The organism is Vibrio sp. ER1A (assembly GCF_000733315.1).
In the GTDB taxonomy this organism is placed as follows: domain Bacteria; phylum Pseudomonadota; class Gammaproteobacteria; order Enterobacterales; family Vibrionaceae; genus Vibrio; species Vibrio mediterranei.
In genome coordinates this window covers 111,456-131,443 of the sequence record NZ_JPJA01000085.1, presented here as the reverse complement: position 1 = coordinate 131,443, position 19,988 = coordinate 111,456, and the positions used below count along the sequence as shown (strand labels likewise).

At 43.1% G+C, this 19,988-nt stretch carries 19 protein-coding genes and 1 pseudogene; 12 read left to right on the top strand and 8 right to left on the bottom strand.

Features of this window, described 5'->3' with window-relative positions; all coding sequences use genetic code 11:
• Positions 1-23: 23 nt before the first annotated feature.
• From HW45_RS29950 to HW45_RS06600, 12 genes are all read left to right on the top strand, one after another.
• Positions 24-194, top strand: a complete 171-nt coding sequence (locus HW45_RS29950) for a hypothetical protein (RefSeq protein WP_235225370.1) — start codon at positions 24-26, stop codon at positions 192-194.
• Positions 191-445, top strand: a complete 255-nt coding sequence (locus HW45_RS06645; RefSeq protein ID WP_038225711.1) for a hypothetical protein — start codon at positions 191-193, stop codon at positions 443-445. The genes HW45_RS29950 and HW45_RS06645 overlap by 4 nt, the downstream gene beginning before the upstream one ends.
• Positions 442-693 (top strand): hypothetical protein, encoded by a 252-nt coding sequence (locus tag HW45_RS06640; RefSeq protein ID WP_038225710.1) that lies wholly within the window; start codon positions 442-444, stop codon positions 691-693. The genes HW45_RS06645 and HW45_RS06640 overlap by 4 nt, the downstream gene beginning before the upstream one ends.
• Positions 686-925, top strand: coding sequence for a hypothetical protein (locus HW45_RS06635; RefSeq protein WP_038225708.1), 240 nt, complete (start codon positions 686-688; stop codon positions 923-925). Before HW45_RS06640 ends, HW45_RS06635 begins: the two co-directional genes overlap by 8 nt.
• Before the next feature lie 226 nt (positions 926-1,151).
• On the top strand, positions 1,152-1,346 hold the full coding sequence (locus HW45_RS06630) for a hypothetical protein (RefSeq protein WP_038225706.1): 195 nt from the start codon (positions 1,152-1,154) through the stop codon (positions 1,344-1,346).
• An 11-nt stretch (positions 1,347-1,357) separates the two neighbouring features.
• Positions 1,358-2,527, top strand: coding sequence for a phage integrase central domain-containing protein (locus HW45_RS06625; RefSeq protein ID WP_038225704.1), 1,170 nt, complete (start codon positions 1,358-1,360; stop codon positions 2,525-2,527).
• Between the two features lie 811 nt (positions 2,528-3,338).
• Positions 3,339-3,707 (top strand): winged helix-turn-helix domain-containing protein, encoded by a 369-nt coding sequence (locus HW45_RS30315; RefSeq protein WP_038225702.1) that lies wholly within the window; start codon positions 3,339-3,341, stop codon positions 3,705-3,707.
• Positions 3,708-4,062: 355 nt separating this feature from the next.
• Positions 4,063-4,407 (top strand): hypothetical protein, encoded by a 345-nt coding sequence (locus HW45_RS29545; protein WP_160171207.1) that lies wholly within the window; start codon positions 4,063-4,065, stop codon positions 4,405-4,407.
• A gap of 14 nt (positions 4,408-4,421) precedes the next feature.
• Entirely contained in the window at positions 4,422-4,595 is a 174-nt protein-coding gene (locus HW45_RS30310) for an ANR family transcriptional regulator (protein ID WP_160171206.1), read from the top strand.
• The gene (locus HW45_RS06610) at positions 4,592-4,975 is read left to right on the top strand and encodes a hypothetical protein (protein WP_038225699.1); all 384 of its coding nucleotides are present in this window, start codon (positions 4,592-4,594) and stop codon (positions 4,973-4,975) included. Before HW45_RS30310 ends, HW45_RS06610 begins: the two co-directional genes overlap by 4 nt.
• Before the next feature lie 327 nt (positions 4,976-5,302).
• Entirely contained in the window at positions 5,303-6,799 is a 1,497-nt protein-coding gene (locus HW45_RS06605) for a DUF1800 family protein (protein ID WP_038225698.1), read from the top strand.
• A gap of 6 nt (positions 6,800-6,805) precedes the next feature.
• On the top strand, positions 6,806-8,563 hold the full coding sequence (locus tag HW45_RS06600) for a DUF1501 domain-containing protein (RefSeq protein ID WP_051867839.1): 1,758 nt from the start codon (positions 6,806-6,808) through the stop codon (positions 8,561-8,563).
• Positions 8,564-8,645: 82 nt separating this feature from the next.
• On the opposite strand, the gene HW45_RS06595 is transcribed toward HW45_RS06600, so the two are convergent.
• The 8 genes and pseudogenes from HW45_RS06595 to HW45_RS29945 form a co-directional block, all read right to left on the bottom strand.
• Positions 8,646-10,142, bottom strand: a complete 1,497-nt coding sequence (locus HW45_RS06595; RefSeq protein WP_038225697.1) for an efflux transporter outer membrane subunit — start codon at positions 10,140-10,142, stop codon at positions 8,646-8,648.
• 3 nt (positions 10,143-10,145) lie between these two features.
• On the bottom strand, positions 10,146-13,220 hold the full coding sequence (locus tag HW45_RS06590) for an efflux RND transporter permease subunit (RefSeq protein WP_038225696.1): 3,075 nt from the start codon (positions 13,218-13,220) through the stop codon (positions 10,146-10,148).
• A gap of 11 nt (positions 13,221-13,231) precedes the next feature.
• Positions 13,232-14,314, bottom strand: a complete 1,083-nt coding sequence (locus HW45_RS06585; protein WP_038225695.1) for an efflux RND transporter periplasmic adaptor subunit — start codon at positions 14,312-14,314, stop codon at positions 13,232-13,234.
• An 87-nt stretch (positions 14,315-14,401) separates the two neighbouring features.
• Positions 14,402-15,292 carry a LysR family transcriptional regulator gene (locus tag HW45_RS06580; RefSeq protein WP_038225694.1) on the bottom strand — a complete coding sequence of 297 codons (891 nt, stop codon included), beginning with the start codon at positions 15,290-15,292 and terminating at the stop codon, positions 14,402-14,404.
• Between the two features lie 270 nt (positions 15,293-15,562).
• Positions 15,563-17,557, bottom strand: a complete 1,995-nt coding sequence (locus HW45_RS06575) for an alkyl/aryl-sulfatase (protein WP_038225692.1) — start codon at positions 17,555-17,557, stop codon at positions 15,563-15,565.
• A gap of 262 nt (positions 17,558-17,819) precedes the next feature.
• Positions 17,820-19,046: a beta-ketoacyl-ACP synthase gene (locus HW45_RS06570; RefSeq protein WP_038225690.1), complete on the bottom strand. Its 1,227-nt coding sequence runs from the start codon at positions 19,044-19,046 to the stop codon at positions 17,820-17,822.
• Entirely contained in the window at positions 19,043-19,768 is a 726-nt protein-coding gene (locus tag HW45_RS06565) for a 3-ketoacyl-ACP reductase FabG2 (RefSeq protein WP_038225688.1), read from the bottom strand. Before HW45_RS06565 ends, HW45_RS06570 begins: the two co-directional genes overlap by 4 nt.
• Positions 19,765-19,988, bottom strand: a pseudogene (locus tag HW45_RS29945) (ApeP family dehydratase); the annotation flags it as partial. The gene HW45_RS06565 and the pseudogene HW45_RS29945, both read right to left, overlap by 4 nt.

Genomic DNA, 19,988 nt, shown 5'->3' with positions numbered 1-19,988 from the left:
ACTCAAATATCTGTGGAGCTGACATGTACAACTTGATGTCATACACCCGCGGGGAATCATGCAATTTACTGCGTGATGGAGTGCTTACGTTGATTCAAATTTGCGGTGCAGTTGAGTCCCATGAAATCTATGGCAGTGATTTTGTAGAGGGGTTGATTGAGCAATGGGGTTTTCGTCAGGGGGAGTCAGCATGAGTCATTATCTCATTCCCGTTTCAGACAAAACCGTTTGCGAGTTCATGAACGACGAGCGGCGGCACTTAATCGTGAAAGCTAACCAAAACTACAAAAAGGGCGACCGAGTTAAAGCTAAGTCAGTCAGTGGCTATTGGTTGGAGTTGTTAGTTCGAACAGTGACAACAGAGCACGTAGAGAATGGCTTTGTTTTGGTCACGTGTACATGGCTAGGAGGCGGTAACGAGCAAGCGTTGTCGATGGTGTCATGAACTACATTGCCGCGTACTTAAATGAAAACGGTGCTGTCTCTGTCAGCAATAAAACTCAAGAAATAATCAACATGCATCTTGGCAGTTTTCCTAGCTTCGAAAGCGCAGTGGAACATGCTTGTGAAGTACTGGAAGGGCGAATTATTGCCAAAGGTGTACTGCATCGAGAAAGTAACTTTGGCGGCTTTCTTATTTGTAACGAAGCCGAATTTAAACAACTGAAGCAAGAGGTAAAGAAACATGGCTGAACAACTCAATTACATTGCAAAGATGATCACAGAGGTCTACGAAGAAGCAGGGCTTGACATGCCTTATATCGAGGACAAAAAGTACGATATGCAGCAGCATCAAAACAAGTATGAAACGCTAGCCAGCGCGATTCATTTAGACCCAAGCAACCGTAAGCGCCTTGCCGCGAAGATGGGGGTTAGCTCGCTGCATTTGGATGCGACGGTTAGGGTGTTGAATCATCATTGTTGACCATGAGACGGCAAAACTATGCTCTCGGCTCCAACCAAACCCATGGTTTTCCATGGGTTTACTCGCACATTAAGCGGCAACTTATGGGCGAAATAATAAGCAAAAGTTTTGTAACTCTCTGATAGATAAGTGTCTGGGTAAAGGCGTTCCACAGGTCCATAGGTTTTTTGAAATGCCTGTGCCTCCCTAGATTTGATCCTTTTCATATTTTGATCGAGAGATTCAAATGTTAGTTAAACTTAGTGAATGGTTAAAAGTGCGCTTCCCCGATGGACAAGCACCAGATCCACGTACTTGTCGTAGAGAAATCGATTTAGGTACGTTGCCAGGTAAGCGAATCGGCCGCACATATTACGTTGATATGGAAAAAGAAAAGTCATCAAGTGGTGATGCCATGCTTGATGATCTGTTATCACATTGATAGAGGTGACCGTGCCACGACCAAGAAGTAAAAAATATAGAGACCTTCCGGAAGGTCTCTATTTTAAAGGTAAAAAAGGATACGTCTTCCGGCGAATCGATGATAGTTGGAAGTCACTTGGCCACGATAAGGCAAGGGCGATTTCTCTTGCAAGAAGATACAATGCTACTTATCGAGTTGAAGAACCTTTAGCTCATGAAGAATCATTTTTTTCTAAGTCATCCCATACCAAAACTGCTCGAGGTAGCGAGAAGCTAAGCACGTTTTTTGAGAGAGTGGCGAAGCGTTACTTGGAAGATGAAAAACCTGCAGAGTCTACATATGAGCTATTCATGATGCGTTTGAATCGCTTGAATGAACTGCTAGGCAATCATACCGGCTCATCAATCTCACTTGAGATCGTTAATCAGGTACTCGATGAATGTGCCAGAAACCAGTCAAATGAAGTGTATAACCGCTGGATCGCGTTTATGTCGAAGGTATTTGACTATGCGGTCGACGAAAGCGTTATGCTAGATAATCCAGCTAAGCGCAAAAAGCGAAAACCTCTACCACCTAAACAGCGACAGCGTCTCAGTTTAACCGAATATAAAAAGATTTGGTTAGCTGCACCCACATGGATGAAAACAGCGATGAGCTTAGCTCTCGAGACAACACACTCTGTAAACGAGGTGTGTAACCTAAAATACAAAGATTTCGAGCGGTTGGTTACTCCCCTTAGTGAAAACGGGTTGGAGATTTTTGGCTACTTGAAAATACATCGCCAAAAGGTACAGAAGCACGAAGCTAGTCGTGTTCGTATTCCTGTGACGGCGTCACTGTTAAAAATTATTGAGGATAGTCGAGATAACATTGCATCCCCATATATCGTGCATCGCCTACCAGCTCGTTGCTCTAACGAAAGCAGACGTCACTGCGATCACCATACTCAAGTGAACAAAAAATACTTAAGCACGAAATTTACTGAGCTCCGTGACTCTGTCGGGATAAAAGCGGTGCTACCTGCTCGGGCTAGACCTACATTTCACGAGATCCGTGGCCTTAGTATCCATCTGTATGATAAAGCAGGGTACGACCCTCAGGCGCGAGCAGCACACACCGATGCACGCAGTACTGAGGTATACAAAGAGGGGCATGTAATATGGACTACGGTACCAGCAGCACAACTAAACATAAGCTAAATATGGTTCCAAAACTCATTTCTAAGTGATTGATTTATATGAGTGAAAATGTCCGAGAATGAGCTCTGATAGTTAGTTGTATTTTAGGGTTAATTCAATAATAACAGTTGGTTAGGTCTATTAGCGGAGCTCCTTGACATGGTAGGGGTCGGCGATTCGAGTTCGCCCGGACCCACCAAATTTTCGAAAGCCCGCTTCTCTGAAGCGGGCTTTTTCGTATGTGTAAAAAACATATTCACTTCCAGAGTTACCAATAGTATATCCAACAAAAAGTAAACGAGTACAGGTGTTGGCTCGTTAATGTAATTTCATTTTTCAAGCTCTATTCACCAAGAATAAGTCATGTTGATCAGATAATTTATTGTACGTAGATATCTGATACCAAGAGTAACCCCATTGTGATGAAGAGCGTACACTATTTATATCTCATGACATGCGGTTTATAAGAGGTGTTGTTTTATATAACGCCTAATTTTCGTCGATGTTAGCCAATTGATAATATTTGTTTTTTCTCATTAATAGAATTACCACATATAATTAATTGGGATTGCGTACGGATATTTGATGGGTTATTCCTACGAAACGTTACTTATTCCGACACTTCATTACTCTACATCTTATAACCATTGAAATTTAGGTTACTATTGATTCTACTATTATTAGTGTGATTGTTTTATGTGATCTACATTGGTTATTGGTTCGCACTTTACTTCCACCCTAAAATAGAATTTGTGCTCTAAATAATAATAATCATTAAACGTCATGTCAGTTGGTCTGTTTGTTAGCATTTTCGCTTACGGGGGAGTAACTAATGGAATGTCTTAAAAGTCTTGAATGTTTTAACTGTATTCGAATTAAGAATATTGAGTGCCGGTTTGATCTTCAACTAGAGAAGAGAAAGAACAAAGTAATAGACCGAAAAAGCAATCGAGTATGGAGTGAGACATGTTTAAGAATGCTTTGCTGCTTAAACCAAACACCTCAAGGTGTGGTTCTATCGAAAAATGAGATTGTTGATTTTGTTTGGGACGGAGAACCAATAAGCGAAAGTAGTTTGCTCCAGTTGGTGTACTGCACAAGAAGGAATCTGGCAGATAAAAATATAAGGATAATAAGTATACGAGGCGTAGGTTACGCACTCGTAGAAGGGGAGAATGCCATTTATGTGTGTGCAAATTGACAGGTTTATTAAGGGGATCAAGCAAAGTAGCGCAAATTACCAATACAAAATGCAAGGAATATATAGTGCAAGTGGGCAATGTATAGGATATGAGGTTCTAATTGATCAAATAAGAAGTCGAGAAACCTTGCTTGGTCCCAATGTTCATAGTGACTTAACATTTTCATCATCAGCCAATTATTTACTCGAAAGGATAAAAGTCGCCGTTGAGAATGGTAGGTTTGAATGTGATTGGTCTGGGAAGTATATCTTTCTCAACATTGAGCGAAGTAATCTCTGCGATATTACCTTGTTAGCGAGACTTATTGAGTTAAATAGCTATCTATTAGAAAAACAAATTGGGCTTGTAGTGGAAATGACTGAACGAAATGTATGCGGTAGCTGTGTACGAATCATAGAGGGGCTTACTCTACTAAAACAGAATGGCGTAGTGACGGCAGCTGATGACTACGATATTTACCATTCGGACTTTCGTGCTAATGAATTGGACATGAACTTATACGAGTTCATAAAAATCCAATCTCCTAGCTCAGCAAGAGAAGTGGATATGCTAGAGACCTTCGCACAGGTAAGGCCTGAAAAAATAATCATGGAACATGTTGAGTCTACGTCGATATTCAAAATGTTAGTTGGCTTAAATCGATTCTTTTGGGGGTATCAAGGCTACTGCTTTGACAAAGGTACCCCAATCTATATTTAGCTGAGGGTTTAATTTTGACTGATATTGAGAAATACGCAGAGACCGCTTCAAAGTTGGAGAGACAGCGTCAGTATAATGAAGCTTCTATTTACTGGAAGAAGGCTGTAGAGCAAGCCACTGCTCGCCAGGATATAGCGTGGTATCAAATTAGGTATCGATTTTGCACTAAGCAAAGGGAAAGGTTATGAGTTTCTTCGTTGAACGGCATACCGAAACGATTACCGCTTCTTTGCAGGAGTTTGGGTTCACTGAAGTTCAGCGAGGTAGTGACGACTCTAACTTCTTCATCATAGGAAAACTTAAATATGTAAATATCTGTATATCTTGTAACCTGATAAGTAAGAGTTACGAGTGTGATATCTTAGCTAACAAAGGCTATCACAACCTTGTATCAGATATTCCAACGATGGTTTTTTCGATCGATGCGCCATTGGAGGTAAATGTACTCGGTGCGATCAGGGTGGCACATATCCAGGAGAGAGCTTTATCTAAGTATGTGCAGACGCGTGCAAAGTTCAGTGCTATTAACCAATTAAAGAGATTAAAAGAGCAAAACCAAATAGGTTAACCCGATAGTCATAAAGCTCGTGAGGTACAGTGTACTTTGCGGGCTTTTTGTTACAAAAATAACCTTGAATTAATGGTACCCGCTTAATTTAGAAGATTAATTTAGTTAAGTCCTAAAAAATATTTGTCCAAAACCTGACGTGTCATTTAAGGAAGGTGGCTATGTCAAATTAAATACTCGTGTAGGTTCTTGTCAATCTGGCTGCTTTATTTTCTTGTTAGTTGATTGGTTAATTTAACCTTGCTTCATTATTTGACTCGTAATAATCATAATTCTTTGGCTAATAAGTATATTTCCACGTGATGTTTAGTTCACTAAGGAAGTCATATGCAAACCATTACTAATAAAAGAGTACATCAACTTCTTTTGCAAGCCTCAATGGGCTTCAAAAGCAGTGATGTAAATAAGGTATTTGAAGCTGGTAGTATCGAAAATTGGATAGAAGACCAATCTAAAATGGACCACGCTTCTTTGAAACGTTGGCAAGAGGAAATGCAAAGTCGGCATCATAAGAAAAAATGGACAGATGTTCATTTTAATATTGCCTATACAGATAGACTCTTAAAGCGTAATGACATTTTGCGATATCGTATCAGTTACATCCTCACACAGCTGTTTGTCGTGAGTAAAAATGCGCCGAACCTAAATCAATATCATCGACGAATTGCGTTTGCAAAGTACTACGACAATCTTTCAGAGGCGTGTTTTTCAACATTTGGTGAACTGTTGAAAACAGCGGCAACTTCTCCCGTGATGGGGCAGTACTTAACCTATTTAGATAATGACCATCGAGACGGTGTATCACCCGACGAAAATTTTGCCAGAGAGATAATGCAATTGTTTTCTATAGGTCCTGCGATGCTTAACATGGATGGTTCTGTAGTGACGGACTCAGATGACAGACCTGTCCCTTCTTATAGCCAAGATGATATAGAGAATGGTGCAAAAGTTATGACAGGCTGGGGGCTTGATAACGGTGATTGGCTAAAGCCAATGTGTGAGAAAGAAGGTGCTCACAATAGCGAATCAAAAACAATCTTGGGTGTGGAGTTTGCAGCGGGGCAGAATGCAGAACAAGATTTAGATCAATTTGTCAGTACGTTATGTTCCCATCCAAACATCGCCCCTTTCATTTCTAAGTTCTTTATCCAAAAGATGGTGTCCTCAAATCCATCGCCTGAGTATATTGCTCGAGTTTCAAGGCAGTTTCAGAACAGTGGACTGGATATGCTCGTTTTAATTAAGGCAATATTAACAGACAGTGAGGCAGAGTATAGCCGTGATAAAAAGGAGGATGGTTTAGTAAGGGATCCGCTAATTGTTTTATCTCACGCAATGAGAGCACTTAATATTACTTTAATGCCCGGAGTTACAATGCTACCTGACAAATATTCTTGGAAGAATCGACGAACCATCCTACACGGCCCTAGTGTTTTTTATTATTATCAACCGGAGGAAGCTCCAAATGATGACCGGTTCGTTGGCTATTCGGCAGCAGAATTTAAATTGTATAACTGGGATGATATATACCATTACTTTAGGCAAATATCCGACCTGGCGGTCCAAATAGAAACTGACGCTAATGTAACAACGTATATGAAACGGGATCGGATAATTAGGTTCTATTTAGAAGAGCAAAACGAAAATAGTATTGACCTATTAATTGAAGAACTAAATATCCATCTATTTGCTTCCAATATGAGTAGTGAAATGGAAGTTATTATTCGAGACTTCTTGGTCGATGCACCTCGGCATAACACTAACTATCTCAGAGCGTTACTTATTCAAATAATCATGTCGCCAGACTTTATTACTCAGGGGTAAATCACAATGAAAATGTCGAGACGCGTATTTCTTAAAGGTGGTTTGTCGGGAGTAGGGGTTACTGCGTTAAATCTAAGCTCACCAATAGCACACGCCTTTGGTCAAGAATGCAATGATAATATGCCCTATAAGGCGCTTGTTGGGATCAATCTCGCTGGAGGAAATGACGGTTTTAATTGTTTTGTTCCCAAAGATACTAAGCAGTACCCTGAGTATGCAAAGCTTCGTTCTCATTTAGCGATTAAGCGCGATGATATCATCGAACTTGGTTTAGATGATAATTCGCTTAAGCTAGGGCTTTCACCAGAGCTTAAGGAGTTGGAATGGCTATTTGAGAGGAAAATGGCATTGCCAGTCCTCAATGTGGGGCCATTAATGATGGAACGAGGTAAGGAGCAGGAGGTCGATGAACTAAAGCCAATACATCTATTCTCTCATAATCACCAAAGTGCAGTTACACAAACTCATACTTCTGAACAGATTACCAACCAGGGGTGGGGAGGATTGTCCGCTAATTTGCTCGAAAACGCATTTGGGCTTGAGGAACTGCCTCCTTTATTTGAAGTCGGCTCTCAGACAGTATGGACCAACAGTATTCCCAAGTCGGCAAATCGAATTGGTACGTCCATGCCAGACGATATGGTATTAAAGAGCCAAGGTAGATCGCTTTATGAGGCATTTAGAGAGAGTTCGTTAACGGAAGGTTCGCTCTATAAAGAGTATTACTCAGAGCTGTGTGTTGATGCCGAAGACAAGTTTGTCGAGTTCAGGGCTATTTTTGAAGATGATGACGATTATGGTTTTGACTTAGATACTTCAATTGGCAAGCAACTGAGGGTAGTTTTCTTATTGTTACGTGCTCGTGATGAGTTTCAGCAGCCTGCTCAATTCTTCTCTGTTACCTTGGGAGGCTTCGACACACATAGTGCACAAGAAGCAGAACAAGGTGCTTTACTTCGTTTGCTAGCCTCTCAAGTATCTATTTTTTACCAATGCCTTGAACAGCATAACTTAATAGAGTCTGTGACCACATTCACCTTCTCTGAATTTGGGCGAACTCTTGAGCCTAATGGTTCTGGCACTGACCATGGTTGGGGAAACTGTCAGATGGTTATTGGTGGAGATGTCATTGGTGGAAGAGTGCTCGGAGAGTGGCCTAACTTAGCCTCAAATAGTGACGATTTGTTAACTAGAGGGCGAGTAATACCAAGTTTGAGTGTGGATTTGTTTCATGCATCCCTACTAAAGTGGATAGGAGTGAGGAAGAGTGGTATTGAATGCCTATTTCCAACACTTCAGGACTTTGAACAGAAAGCACTGCCCATCTTTCATAGCTGCGACACTGGCGGAGACAGCGTACTTGCTATTCGCAATGCGAGCGCCAGTGCCACTAACCCAAATGGTATTGATAAAGTTGAGCATGCAATTGATGGTAATTTCTCGACTAAATGGTCTGCAAAAGGGTTCAGAGTGTTTTACACCATAGAACTTGCGGCTTTATCGGAGATTCATAGTGTTAGGTTTGCCCAAGCCAAGGGTAATGAACGTCAGTACTTTATGGAGATTGAAACCAGCACAGATGGGGTGAACTTTGTTCACGCTAGAAAGATCACAACGAGCGGTACTACTGAGGAGATGGCCGAATATTCGTTAGCTGTGGTAGAAGGAAAATATATTCGCTTTAAATGCGAAGGAAACAATGATGTCGATGGTTCGTTGCAAGAATGGAACAACTTCAAACATATTGAAGTGATAGGCCGTTAGGAGGTTAGCCGACTTACAGGTTACTCAAACAAAAGAACGCTATAGGTACCGCTATAGCGTTCTTGTTGTTTGTGTTAGCTTGTTATGAATCTGTCTCGGGAAGTTGCCAATCTCCTCCCAGCGACTTGAAGACACCGACGGTGACTTGAGCTGTTTGTAACCTTGCCGCCAATAATCGATCTTCCATTATGCGTTGCTGACGTTGCGCATCAAGTAATGCAAGATGATTAATCAGACCCGCGTTATAGAGCGATTGGGCTTTACCCAGTGCATTTTCTGAAGCCGTTAAGGCCTTTTGAATCCGCTGTTCATTTTGCTGGCTTCGACCATAAGCAAACAGCATTGAGTCAACTTCGGTAATCGCTGAATTAACGGCGTGCTCGTAGCCAAGCGCGGCGGCATCAAATCGTGCTTCGTTTAGCTCGACTAGCGCTTCACCTCTACCTCCATCAAACACGTTCCAATTTACGCCAACTGCGGCTGCCCATCCCACTGAATCGGAGTCAAATAGGTCGTCAAAGCTACTTGCTGAGACACCCGGTGTCCCGGTCAAGAAGAACTTAGGATAACGGTTGGCTATACTAGCTGCCACCTCTTCATTTATCGCTGCCATTTTACGTTCTGCAATGCGAATATCCGGACGACGTGTTAGCAAATCAGATGGTAATCCAACAGGAATTACTCCCTCCAGATTTGGCAGGTTTGCACTACTGGCAAGACGGATATCTACCTTAGTGAGTGGCTCTCCTAACAGAGTAGCTATTCGTTGTTTATGAACCTGTTGAGCGATTTCCAATTGCGGAATAACGGATTCAGTTGCTGCAAGCATGGCTTGAGCTTGTGCTAAGTCGAGCTCAGAACCGTAACCACTTTTCACCAGCTTTTTAACCAGTTCTAACGTCTTAGCTTGGTCGACAAGATTAGCCTGAACTAATGTCATTCTTTCTTGAGCACCACGATATTGTAGATAGTTGTGCACCAAGTCTGCCGTTATCAAAGTGTTGAGCCCGCTGCGGTAGATTTCTGCTTGTTCTACACGAATCTTGGCAGCGTTAGACTGCCTATCGAGACGACCAAACAAATCCATTTCCCAAGCAATGCTTGCCCCTGCGAATACGCCATCATGTTGATTATCCAATAGCGTTGCAGAATCTAGAGGTGTACCAGTAGGTAATGAATCTCCAATAGGATTCAACGCTGGTCCCAACAATGAGTCATTTTTACTCAGTTGGTAGTTGAAATAACCTGCGCCAATGTTAACTGTAGGCACCTTGAATGAGCTCACTACTGATTGATAACTGTTCGCCATTTTTATCCGCTCCGCAGCCATCTTTAGCGGAATGTTTTGACGTTGTACGTCTTGCACCATTTGATTAAGTGAAGAGTCGTTGAAGCTGGTCCACCAATAATCGTTTTCAGCTAGTTGTGTGCCGCTACTATGTAAGTATGCATTCGACAGTGTCGTCGTCGGTTCAGTGTAATCTGGACCAACGGCGCAACCAGCCAATGTTATTGCTAGAGCCAAGGGAGCAAGTTTTAACGCCTTTAGCAGGCATTTACGTGAGTGATGCGTCTTCATGCTTTATGCCTTTTGTTGTGAGGTGGTAAGTACTTCTTGTGTTGATAATTTATCTGTTGCAGGTTTCTCTTTATAAGCCAATCGATAAAGAGCCGGCATAACAAATAATGACAACACTGTTGCAGCAGCAAGACCCCCAATGATGGTAGCGGCCATCTGATCAAACAGAAGATCGCTAAGCAAAGGAATCATCCCAAGTGCTGTGGTTAAAGCTCCCATTGAAATAGCCATAGTACGGTTGATTGTTGCCGACTTAATCGCATCAGAAAGATCCATCCCATTTTTTCTTTCTAGTTCTATTTGATCCATCAGAACAATACCGTTCTTGATGATCATGCCCATAAGGGTGATTGCTCCGATGAGTGCCATGAACCCAAATGGTTTGTCGAAAGCAAGTAGAGCAAATGTTGCTCCTGTAGCTGCTAGCGGGATGGTTGAAAGAATAATCACCGGTTGCTTGAAGGCATTAAACATTGCTACAAGTATGATTACCATGATGATCAGAGCTTTTGGTAGCTGCTTTAAGATATCTGAAACCGCTTTGTGCTCATCGTAGTATTCTCCCCCCCATTCCATTGAGTAGCCTGGTGGAAGTTCGATAGCTTCAATTTGATCTTTAATAGCATTTCTTACTCTTGCGGGAGTACTCGTTCGTTCTACACCAGCTTGAGCGGTAATGGTTTTAACGCGATCACGACGCCATATCATGCTTTCTTCCGACTTAAGTTCAAATCCGTCTACCACTTGCCCCAAAGGAACACTGTGTAAACCGAGGATCGATTTCACTGGCAATGTTTCTAATGAAGCCATGGTTTGCTCAGAACCACGAAGCTGAATTGCAATTAGCTCATCGTTCAAGTTCATTTGACCTAGAGGCATTCCATCAGAGGCCCGTTTCATTGCAAAAGCAATGTCGGTACGATTGATACCAGCTCGACGAGCCTTATCTTGGTTAATGATTGGAGTTAGCACTTTACTTTGTTGGCGCCAGTCGTCTCTTATGTATTTTGCTTCTGGATGCTGAGCCATGATTGCTTTAGCTTGATCTGAGAGATGGTGCAATACCGCTTCGTCAGGACCTGAGAAACGTGCTTCAACCGCGTACTTGTCGGCCGTAGCCAGTTTCAATGCACGGAATCTTGGCTCAGCATTTGGAAATTCTTCCCTTATCCATGCATCACCTCTAGCTACTAGCGTAGAGATAGAGTGGTAATCTTTGGTATTAATCAAGATTTGACCATATGCCGGATCAAATGGCTCAGGCTCTACTGTTACAGAGAATCGAGGCACACTGCTACCAATGGCTGTAGCAATACTATCAACTTCAGGTTGCGCGAGAAGCCATTGTTCCATCTTCTGCATGTCGACAGAGGTTTGTTCTACTTTGGCGCCATTCGGTAGCCAGTAATCGAAAAACACGATTGGTCTGTCTGATTGAGGAATAAAGTTAATAGCAACGGAAGGGATCGCTACTACCGTAACAACAATCAAAGGTATCAATGCCGCCAGTGCCTTTTTAGGGTTATCTACGGTCCAACTGACACACTTCTTGTAACGAGTAAGTTTTTCATCGCTGGTCTCTGAGCTTGGTTTGATAAACAGCCAGCACATCAGAGTAGTAAACGTCATCGCTACTAACCAAGAAAGCAGCAATGATGATGCAATAATATAGAATACAGAGCCTGCAAATTCTGCAGCGTCTGTCTTAGAAAATAGTACTGGACTCGCTCCCATGATTGCGATGACCGTCGCTCCCAACAGTGGGATACCAGTTTCCAAAACGGATTCCAGCGCAGCCTCAGTTCTTTCAACTCCCTTATTGAGTTTGGCAATCATCATATCAGTGATAACAATCGCATTGTCCACCAACATACCCAATGCCAAGATAAACGTGCCTAGTGAAACACGATGTAAATCGATGTCGTAGATGTTCATGTAAATCAGCGTGAGCAAGATTGTTAGAATAAGACTACTACCAACAATTGTTGCACTCTTGAAGCCCATGAAAATCAACAGGACGATAAAGACAATACCAACACTTTCCATTAGGTTGCCTACGAAATTATCAATAGATTTCTGTACTTCGTTAGGCTGAAACGCGATTGTGGAGATATCAACGCCAAGAGGAAGACTCGCCTGATATTCGTCGATGATGTCCTGGATGGTGTCGCCGAGTGATACGACATTAATACCTGGTACCGGACTGACAGCTAACGTCACTGAAGGTTCGCCGTTAAAGCGGTTCTCAGTGAGTGCCGGAGTTTGATATCCCATGGAAACATCAGCTATATCACCTAAGCGAATCAGTCCGCTTCCAAGTTCACTAATGCCGCCTTTAATGACTAAATTTCGAATGTCTGCCAGAGACTGAAATTCACTACCTTGGTGAATACGAATACGCTCTGAACCCGCATCAAATTTGCCTGCCTCAAATGTGGTATTTGTGCTGTTCAATTGACTCCAGACTTGGGCAACAGACAGTCCATACTGCGCTAATCGCTCATCAGGAAGATCGATATAAACCACACGAGGTTTTACACCATGAAGCTCAATCTTCTTAATACCATCAACCGCCTTTATTCGTCGTTGAAGCTCTTCAGAGTAGCCTCTCAGTTCTTCGGGCTTTGCATCTTTGCTGTGAATGGCAAATAACATACCGTAGACTTCTGAGAACTCATCTTGGACTAAGCTGATTTGCGCTGTCGTAGGAAGTTGCAACTTTACGTCTTGTACTTTTCTGCGCAATATGTCCCATTGCTGAGGTAAAGCTTTAGAATTAAGGCTTTCCTTTAAATCCACAAAAACCATAGACATACCAGGACGAGATAAGGAGCGTAGTCGATTCAACTCTCCCATCTCTTGCAATTTGGTTTCTACTGTGTCGGTGACTTGTTTTTCGACTTGTTCAGCGGATGCACCAGGGTACAAGGTTACAACGACCGCAGTTTTTACGGTAAAGCTTGGATCTTCTAGCTTACCAAGATCAAAGTAAGAGTAGATGCCCGCAATTATGCTTAGTACCGTAAAAAACAACAGGAATGTTCTTTGACGAATGGCGAATTCGGCGAGTTTAATCATTGTCTATTTTCCTACAAATCTCTTAGTACTAGTTTGTCAGCGATATCGCCATCTTTTAGATAGAAAGAACCGCTAACAACTACATAGTCATCACCTCGAACATTCCCAGAAATACATGCTTGGTAAGCATCCAATGATCGAAGCTCAACAGGAGTAGCAATGACTTGGTTATCGCGAACAATGTTGATGTGCATTTCCTCTTTTTCTCCAACTAAAGCAGAGTAGGGAATACAAAATGAATCCATAGGTGTGCTGGTCTTTGAAGAGACGGTTACGGACTTACCTGGGAACAGGTGTTTATCTTCATTATCCAGTGTGTAAGTCACGGTATAGGTCTGTTTTATCAAATGCGGTAGTGGGGCAATTTCGGAAACATGAGCATTAATCGGAGTTTCCGATTGGTACCAAGAAACGGTTCCAACCTCATTGATATTAAACTGTTCGATCATGTTCTCAGGAACATCGATCTCTACATCTAGTGTGGAGCTATCTTGCATAGTTGCAACGGCTATACCAGGAAGCACTTGTTCGTGAGCTTCAAAATCAACGGTGGCAATCACGCCATCAAAAGGCGCGATTAATTGCGTATAGCGCAGTGTATCTTTAGCACGTTGAATGTTCTTATCTACAACTTTCACCGCTGAAAGGCTGCGCTCGTAACCGCTGGTAGCACGGTCTAAGTTCACGCTGGCGATAGCGTTGTCTTGAGTTGCCTGCTTAACTCGATTGAGTTCAGCTTTAGCGAGTTTATGCGCAGACTGTGCTTCAAGCATTTTTGCTTCCAGCTCTTCAAGTACAACTTGATAATCATGAGGATCCAGCTGGGCAATTACATCGCCTTTGTTTACTGTGTCTCCCGCTTTTACGTGGACTTGGTTTATTGTGCCGGGAATCCTAAAGGCTAAATTTGCTGTTTCATGAGCACGTACAACACCACTAAAGTGCTTGGTGGTGTTGTCCTCTAGGCTATCAAGTTTAATCACTTGCAATGTGGTTTGCTTTGGTGCCGGTTGTTCTAAAACCTTGGCTTGGTTGCACCCTGATAGCGCAACTGAAGCCGCGATACAAAGTGTTAGTGTGTTTAGTTTATTCATAGTAGATAGCTCCGTTATAGTGGAGCTATCTTAATATCGAACAGTGTTCAAATAATCCGTCTCTGGCGAGACTTACTGTCACGAAAATTATGACAATCGATTTAGGCGAGGTATTTCTAACGAAAGGTGCTCAATGAGAACTTTGCTAGCTTTATTCAGTGTTTTAGGTTGAGGGTAAAGCAGCCAACCATCTTCGCTGATTGCCGTTTCCTGTGTCAGCAACGACACTAGTGAGCCTTGCTTCAACTCTCTTTTAATCATCATGGTTGGCAGAAAGCTAATGCCTCTGCCCCTTATTGCTGCTCCTTTAATAAAACCTACACTGTTTGCTATCAAACTCGCTTTAACAGAGGCCGTTCCTGAATCAAAGTGCCAGTGACTATCGATGTCACCATTAGGCCAACGAAAACAAATGCACTTATGGTTGTGGAGGTCTTCTAAGGAATCTAGAGGACCGTATTCTTCGATATAGCTTGGAGAGGCGACTAACGCACGGCGATATTGAATCACTTTTCGGGCGACAATATCTGAGTCAAAGATGGGCCCACCATGAATGGCTATATCTAATCCTTGTTGGAAAATCTCGTTAAAGCCATTACTGATACTACGAATATCGAGTTGAATTTCTGGGTATTTGTCATGAAATTCGAACAAAATAGGCTGCAGCAGATCATAGGTTTCAGGGAGTACGCCTAGCTTTATTTTTCCTGTAAGCATATCTCTAGAACTAGAAAGAGATTGTTGTGCTCGATCGAATAACTCTATGGCTTGAGTTATTTCGTCAAAGTACGTGCTGCCACTATTCGTCAATGACAGATTACGCGTCGTTCGGTGGAATAACTGAGACCCCACAGATTTCTCTAGGTCATTGATTCGTCTGCTGACGTTGGCTCTGGGAAGATCAAGTGCATTGGCGGCGGCAGTAAAACTACCTAACTCCACGACTTTAATGAACAGCTTTAGGTCTGCAATTTTCATATCTGAGTTGTTGGCGATAATAAGGAACAGAAGACGTAATTGTCTAGGGTATGATGGTAATTCAACAATTGGCTGGCATGAGAGGAGAGGATTGATTACCTCATTAATCGAGGGTTTATGAAGAGATTGATATTACCTAAAAGAAGGAAGAGCAAAGAGCGTTGTGAAAGTAAGATAGCTAATTTAAAAAACGGCAGTATGTTTGGCTGCTATTGTCGTGTACGCTGGTCACATACTACCGTTTATTTTTAAGGTGTTATTTTAAAAGGTTTATTTGGCCAATGGCATTATCTCAAAACCTTGCTTAAAGCTATCTAGCGAACTAGCCAAATCTTTTAGCGTCTTCGCATCACCTTCAACTTGAGCTTCGTTGGACTTAATCAACTCATCAAGCGTAGTTTGACCTAACACCACCTTGGTCAAATCGGTTTTGTTGATGCGTAGGGTGGTATCGGTATCTTTCACTATTTCATCGACTTCAAGGCTTGCCATATTGGCGTTAGACACTTCAACGTAATAGGTTTCTTGAACGTCAGGATGAACCACATTCATATTGAATTCTAAACCTAGTGCTTCTGCTTTAGGAGCATTGAGGCGCACGGCGATGAAATCTAGGAAACTCGAAGTTGGTGTGTTGGCGATAACATCCGCCGATGCTACTTTAGTTCCTTCACCGATTTGGTTGGTACGAAGCTCAACCGCAGCTTGTAAGTAGCTATTACGCCACGCCATGGTTTCTGACTGATAGCCTTGCTGCTCAAAGCTGTCAGCTAACAACTCGCGTGCTTGTTTGTTATCGGGATTACACATGACAACATCATTGAGCAGTTGAGAGGCTTGTTGATACTCGCCCGCCGCAAAATGTTCTTGGCCGACTTTCATGAAGGTATCGATACCAGCAGCGTTAACATAGGTACATGACTTATCAACTGTAGTCAGTGGATTGGTGTTAACTGGATTCATGTCGTAATAACCCAAATACATGTTCACAACAGCACGTGCATTATGCGAGTAGGAACCGTGGTAACCTCTTGAAGCCCAGTTGTTTTGCTGCGTTTTCGGTATGATCTTGTCGATTTCACGCCCAACATCATTAATGGTGACACCGTGGTTAGCAAGGCGCAGCGACTGGTTATGGACAAATCCATAGTTATCGCGCTGAAGGGTAATGTAGTCGGAAATTTCGTTCCCTTTATCATTCCACACCGGAGCAGAGTGAGCCGCGTGAATACTGTCGACTAATCCAGAGTCTACAAATCGCATTTTCAGCTCTGTCAGGTACTTAGTCCAGATTAACGAGTCACGGACTTTAGCACCGCGGAAGGTATAGATATTGTGTTGGCCGTCGTAGGTCAGTTCTGCAGTATGCAGCGTGCGGTATTCTGGGATGTAATGAACAATCTCTGCGGGTGCTTCTGCTCCTGGCATATTGATAAAGTGGAACTCTAGCCCACCAATATCAACGGTCTCTTCTCTTTCTTCAATGTACTGAGTTGGCGCTACAAGCGTAACATTACCTTTTGATAAGCCCATGCCCAGTGCATTATCAACAATACCAGTGACATCGTTACCCAACTCTGAACCGTATTGATAAGCAGAACGACGTCCCATGGCGTTGCCCGCTAATACATTTTCGTCCGCCATTTCACGGATGAAATCTACCGGTGCGATAATAGGAGCACCTTCTACAAAGTCACCTGACTCGTAGATACCACGCGAGCCGCCGAAGTGGTCAACGTGCGTATGCGAGTAAATCATACCTACAATGTTATGCTCGCCGTTGATTTTCGGAAGATGCTTTTTCGCAAACTCCCAACCTGCTAGCGCGGTTTCAGCCGTTACCATAGGGTCGTGAATAATGTAGCCTGTTTTTGCTTTATAGATAGTCATGTTTGAAAGGTCTGCACCACGAATCTGATACACACCTTCAGTGACTTGATACAGACCGCCTGACGTAAAGTTCATCTGTGCTTGTCGCCAAATCGAAGGGTTAACCGAGACTGGAATTTCATCATTATCTAAGTGAGCCATGCGGTTTTTTAGCTCTCCTGCACGATGGTCACCAAACTCTGCTATTAGACCTCGCTTAGAACGATCAAATGCGGTGGTATCTTTCCATGGAAGTGTTTTGGCGAGCGCATTGTTGGCTTCGACAGTGTGTGAAGTTGCTGGTTTACCTTGGTATGTCTCTACTGACTCGTAATCTGCAAATGCATGTGCAGAAACGATAGATAATACGGAAACAGCTAGAATGGATTTTTTCATAATGGCCTCATTATTTGTGGGCTTTTAGTGTCTGAGGCGCATTGTAGATAGCGAGCTAAGGACCAACAATGCAGTGGGAGCGATAGCTGATATCACAACGATAAATATCAGTATGTCTATTTGTGACAGAATAGTGATGTCAGGTGGGACTAATGGTTATGGGAAACAAGAGAGTGTATGAGGACTAAAAACAACAAACCTCCACTCAATGAACTGAGCGGAGGTTAATAGCGACTAACTGTATGTATGACGCGTAGAACGTCTACTTATATTTCTTAAAAATAATCGATGTATTGATACCACCAAAAGCAAAGTTATTGCTCATGATGTATTCAGCGTCGATATTGCGTCCTTCGCCGGTGATGTAATCTAATGCACCACATTCTTTATCAAGGCTGTTCAGGTTTAACGTTGGGCTAAACCAGCCAGAGTTCATCATCTCTAAACTAAGCCAGGCTTCAATAGCACCACAAGCCCCTAAGGTATGACCAAAATAGCTCTTAAGAGAACTGATAGGAATGTTGCCAAAGACATTGGCTGTTGCGTTACTTTCTGCGATATCACCACGCTCTGTAGCGGTTCCATGGGCAGAAACGTAGCCGATCTTATCGGCGGTGATACCGGCATCTCGTAACGCCATCTCCATACAGATTTGCATGGTCTCCATTTGAGGCTGTGTTACATGTGCAGCATCGCAGTTACTGGCAAAACCGATGATCTCGGCGTAAATAGTCGCACCCCTAGCAACGGCGTGTTCGTAATCTTCAAGGATCAATGTGCCAGCACCTTCGCCAATAACTAAGCCGTCTCTGCTTGAGTCGTAAGGACTCGGCGTGGACTTTGGATCATTGTTTTTTAAACTGGTGGCAAATAGCGTATCGAAGACGGCCGATTCCGTTGGGCAGAGCTCTTCGCCACCGCCTGCAACCATCACCGTTTGATAGCCATGTTTGACAGCTTCAAAAGCATAGCCAATCGCCTGACTTCCTGATGTACAAGCACTACTGGTAGGAATGACGCGACCTTTAAGGCCGAAGAAGAGGCCAACATTAACCGCGGTAGTGTGGGGCATCATCTGAACATAAGTAGTTGCGGTGATGGCCTTAGTACTCTTTTCATTGAGCATCACACCAAATGCACCAATGGCATCGGTACTTCCAGTAGAAGAACCGTAAGCAATACCAGTTTGCCCGTTGGTTAGAACGTCGTTGCCTATAAGCCCTGATTGCAGTAATGCATTTTCAGTAGCAACAGTAGCGAGCTTAGAAACACGCCCCATACCGCGCACTTGCTTACGTTTATAATGCTTTGGCAGTTCGAACTGATCAATTGGTGCGGCTAATTTAGTATTCAACCCGTCATATTGCTCGTAACTCGGCATATATTGAGTGGCGTTTTCACAGGCGCGAAGCTTCGGCTCGACCGCCGCCCAGTCGTTGCCAAAAGCGGTAACGCCAGACATTCCTGTCACAACAACACGGCGACTCATACTAGGCCTCCGTTAACAGAGATAACTTGGCGGGTGACATAAGAGGCAATATCAGACATCAGATAGCCTACCAGACCAGCCACTTCTTCAGGCTCACCCATTCTTCGGAGTGGAATTTGTGGCATCGCGTGCTCTTTCACGTGTTGGTCCACCATTCCAGTGTCAATCAAACCAGGTGCTACGCAGTTCACAGTGATTTTGCGCTTTGCCAGTTCTAGAGCAAGCGATTTTGTCGCGCCAATGACGCCAGCTTTTGCAGCGCTGTAGTTCGTTTGCCCGCGGTTACCCATGATTCCTGATACCGATGCAAGAGTGACGATTCTGCCGCCTTTGCGTTTTTGAACCATTGGCATTACACAAGGGTGAAGTACGTTATAAAAACTGTCTAGGTTAGTGTGAATAACCCCGTCCCATTCTTGTTCCGTCATTGCCGGAAAAGCGGTATCTCTAGTAATTCCCGCGTTGTTGACCACGCCGTAGTACGCACCATGCTCTGTAATATCCGCCTCAATTTGCTCACGACATTGTGCACGATTGCTGATATCAAACTGAATCAATCGACCCTTGCCGCCATTGGCTTCGATGGTTGATAACGTTGCTTGAGCGCCTTGTTTATCGCCCATGTAATGCACGGCGACGGTAAAACCATCATTAGCGAGTTGTATAGCAATGGCTTTACCAATACCTTTACTGGCACCAGTGACTAAAACTTGTCGGCTCATTGGGAGTTCCTATTTTTCATTTCTTCTAATTTTTGTTCAGATGGCACGTAAACATTGAGTTGGCATGAAGCAATTTGTACTCCATCAAGCTCAAGCCGGGCAGAAAATACCGCCATTCCACTATCTTCAATCACTTTCTCAGCATAGACATCGAGAGTTTGTCCCTGCTCAAAACGGTCACAATCAACCTGGTAACGTCGGCGTAACTATTCACCCGCGA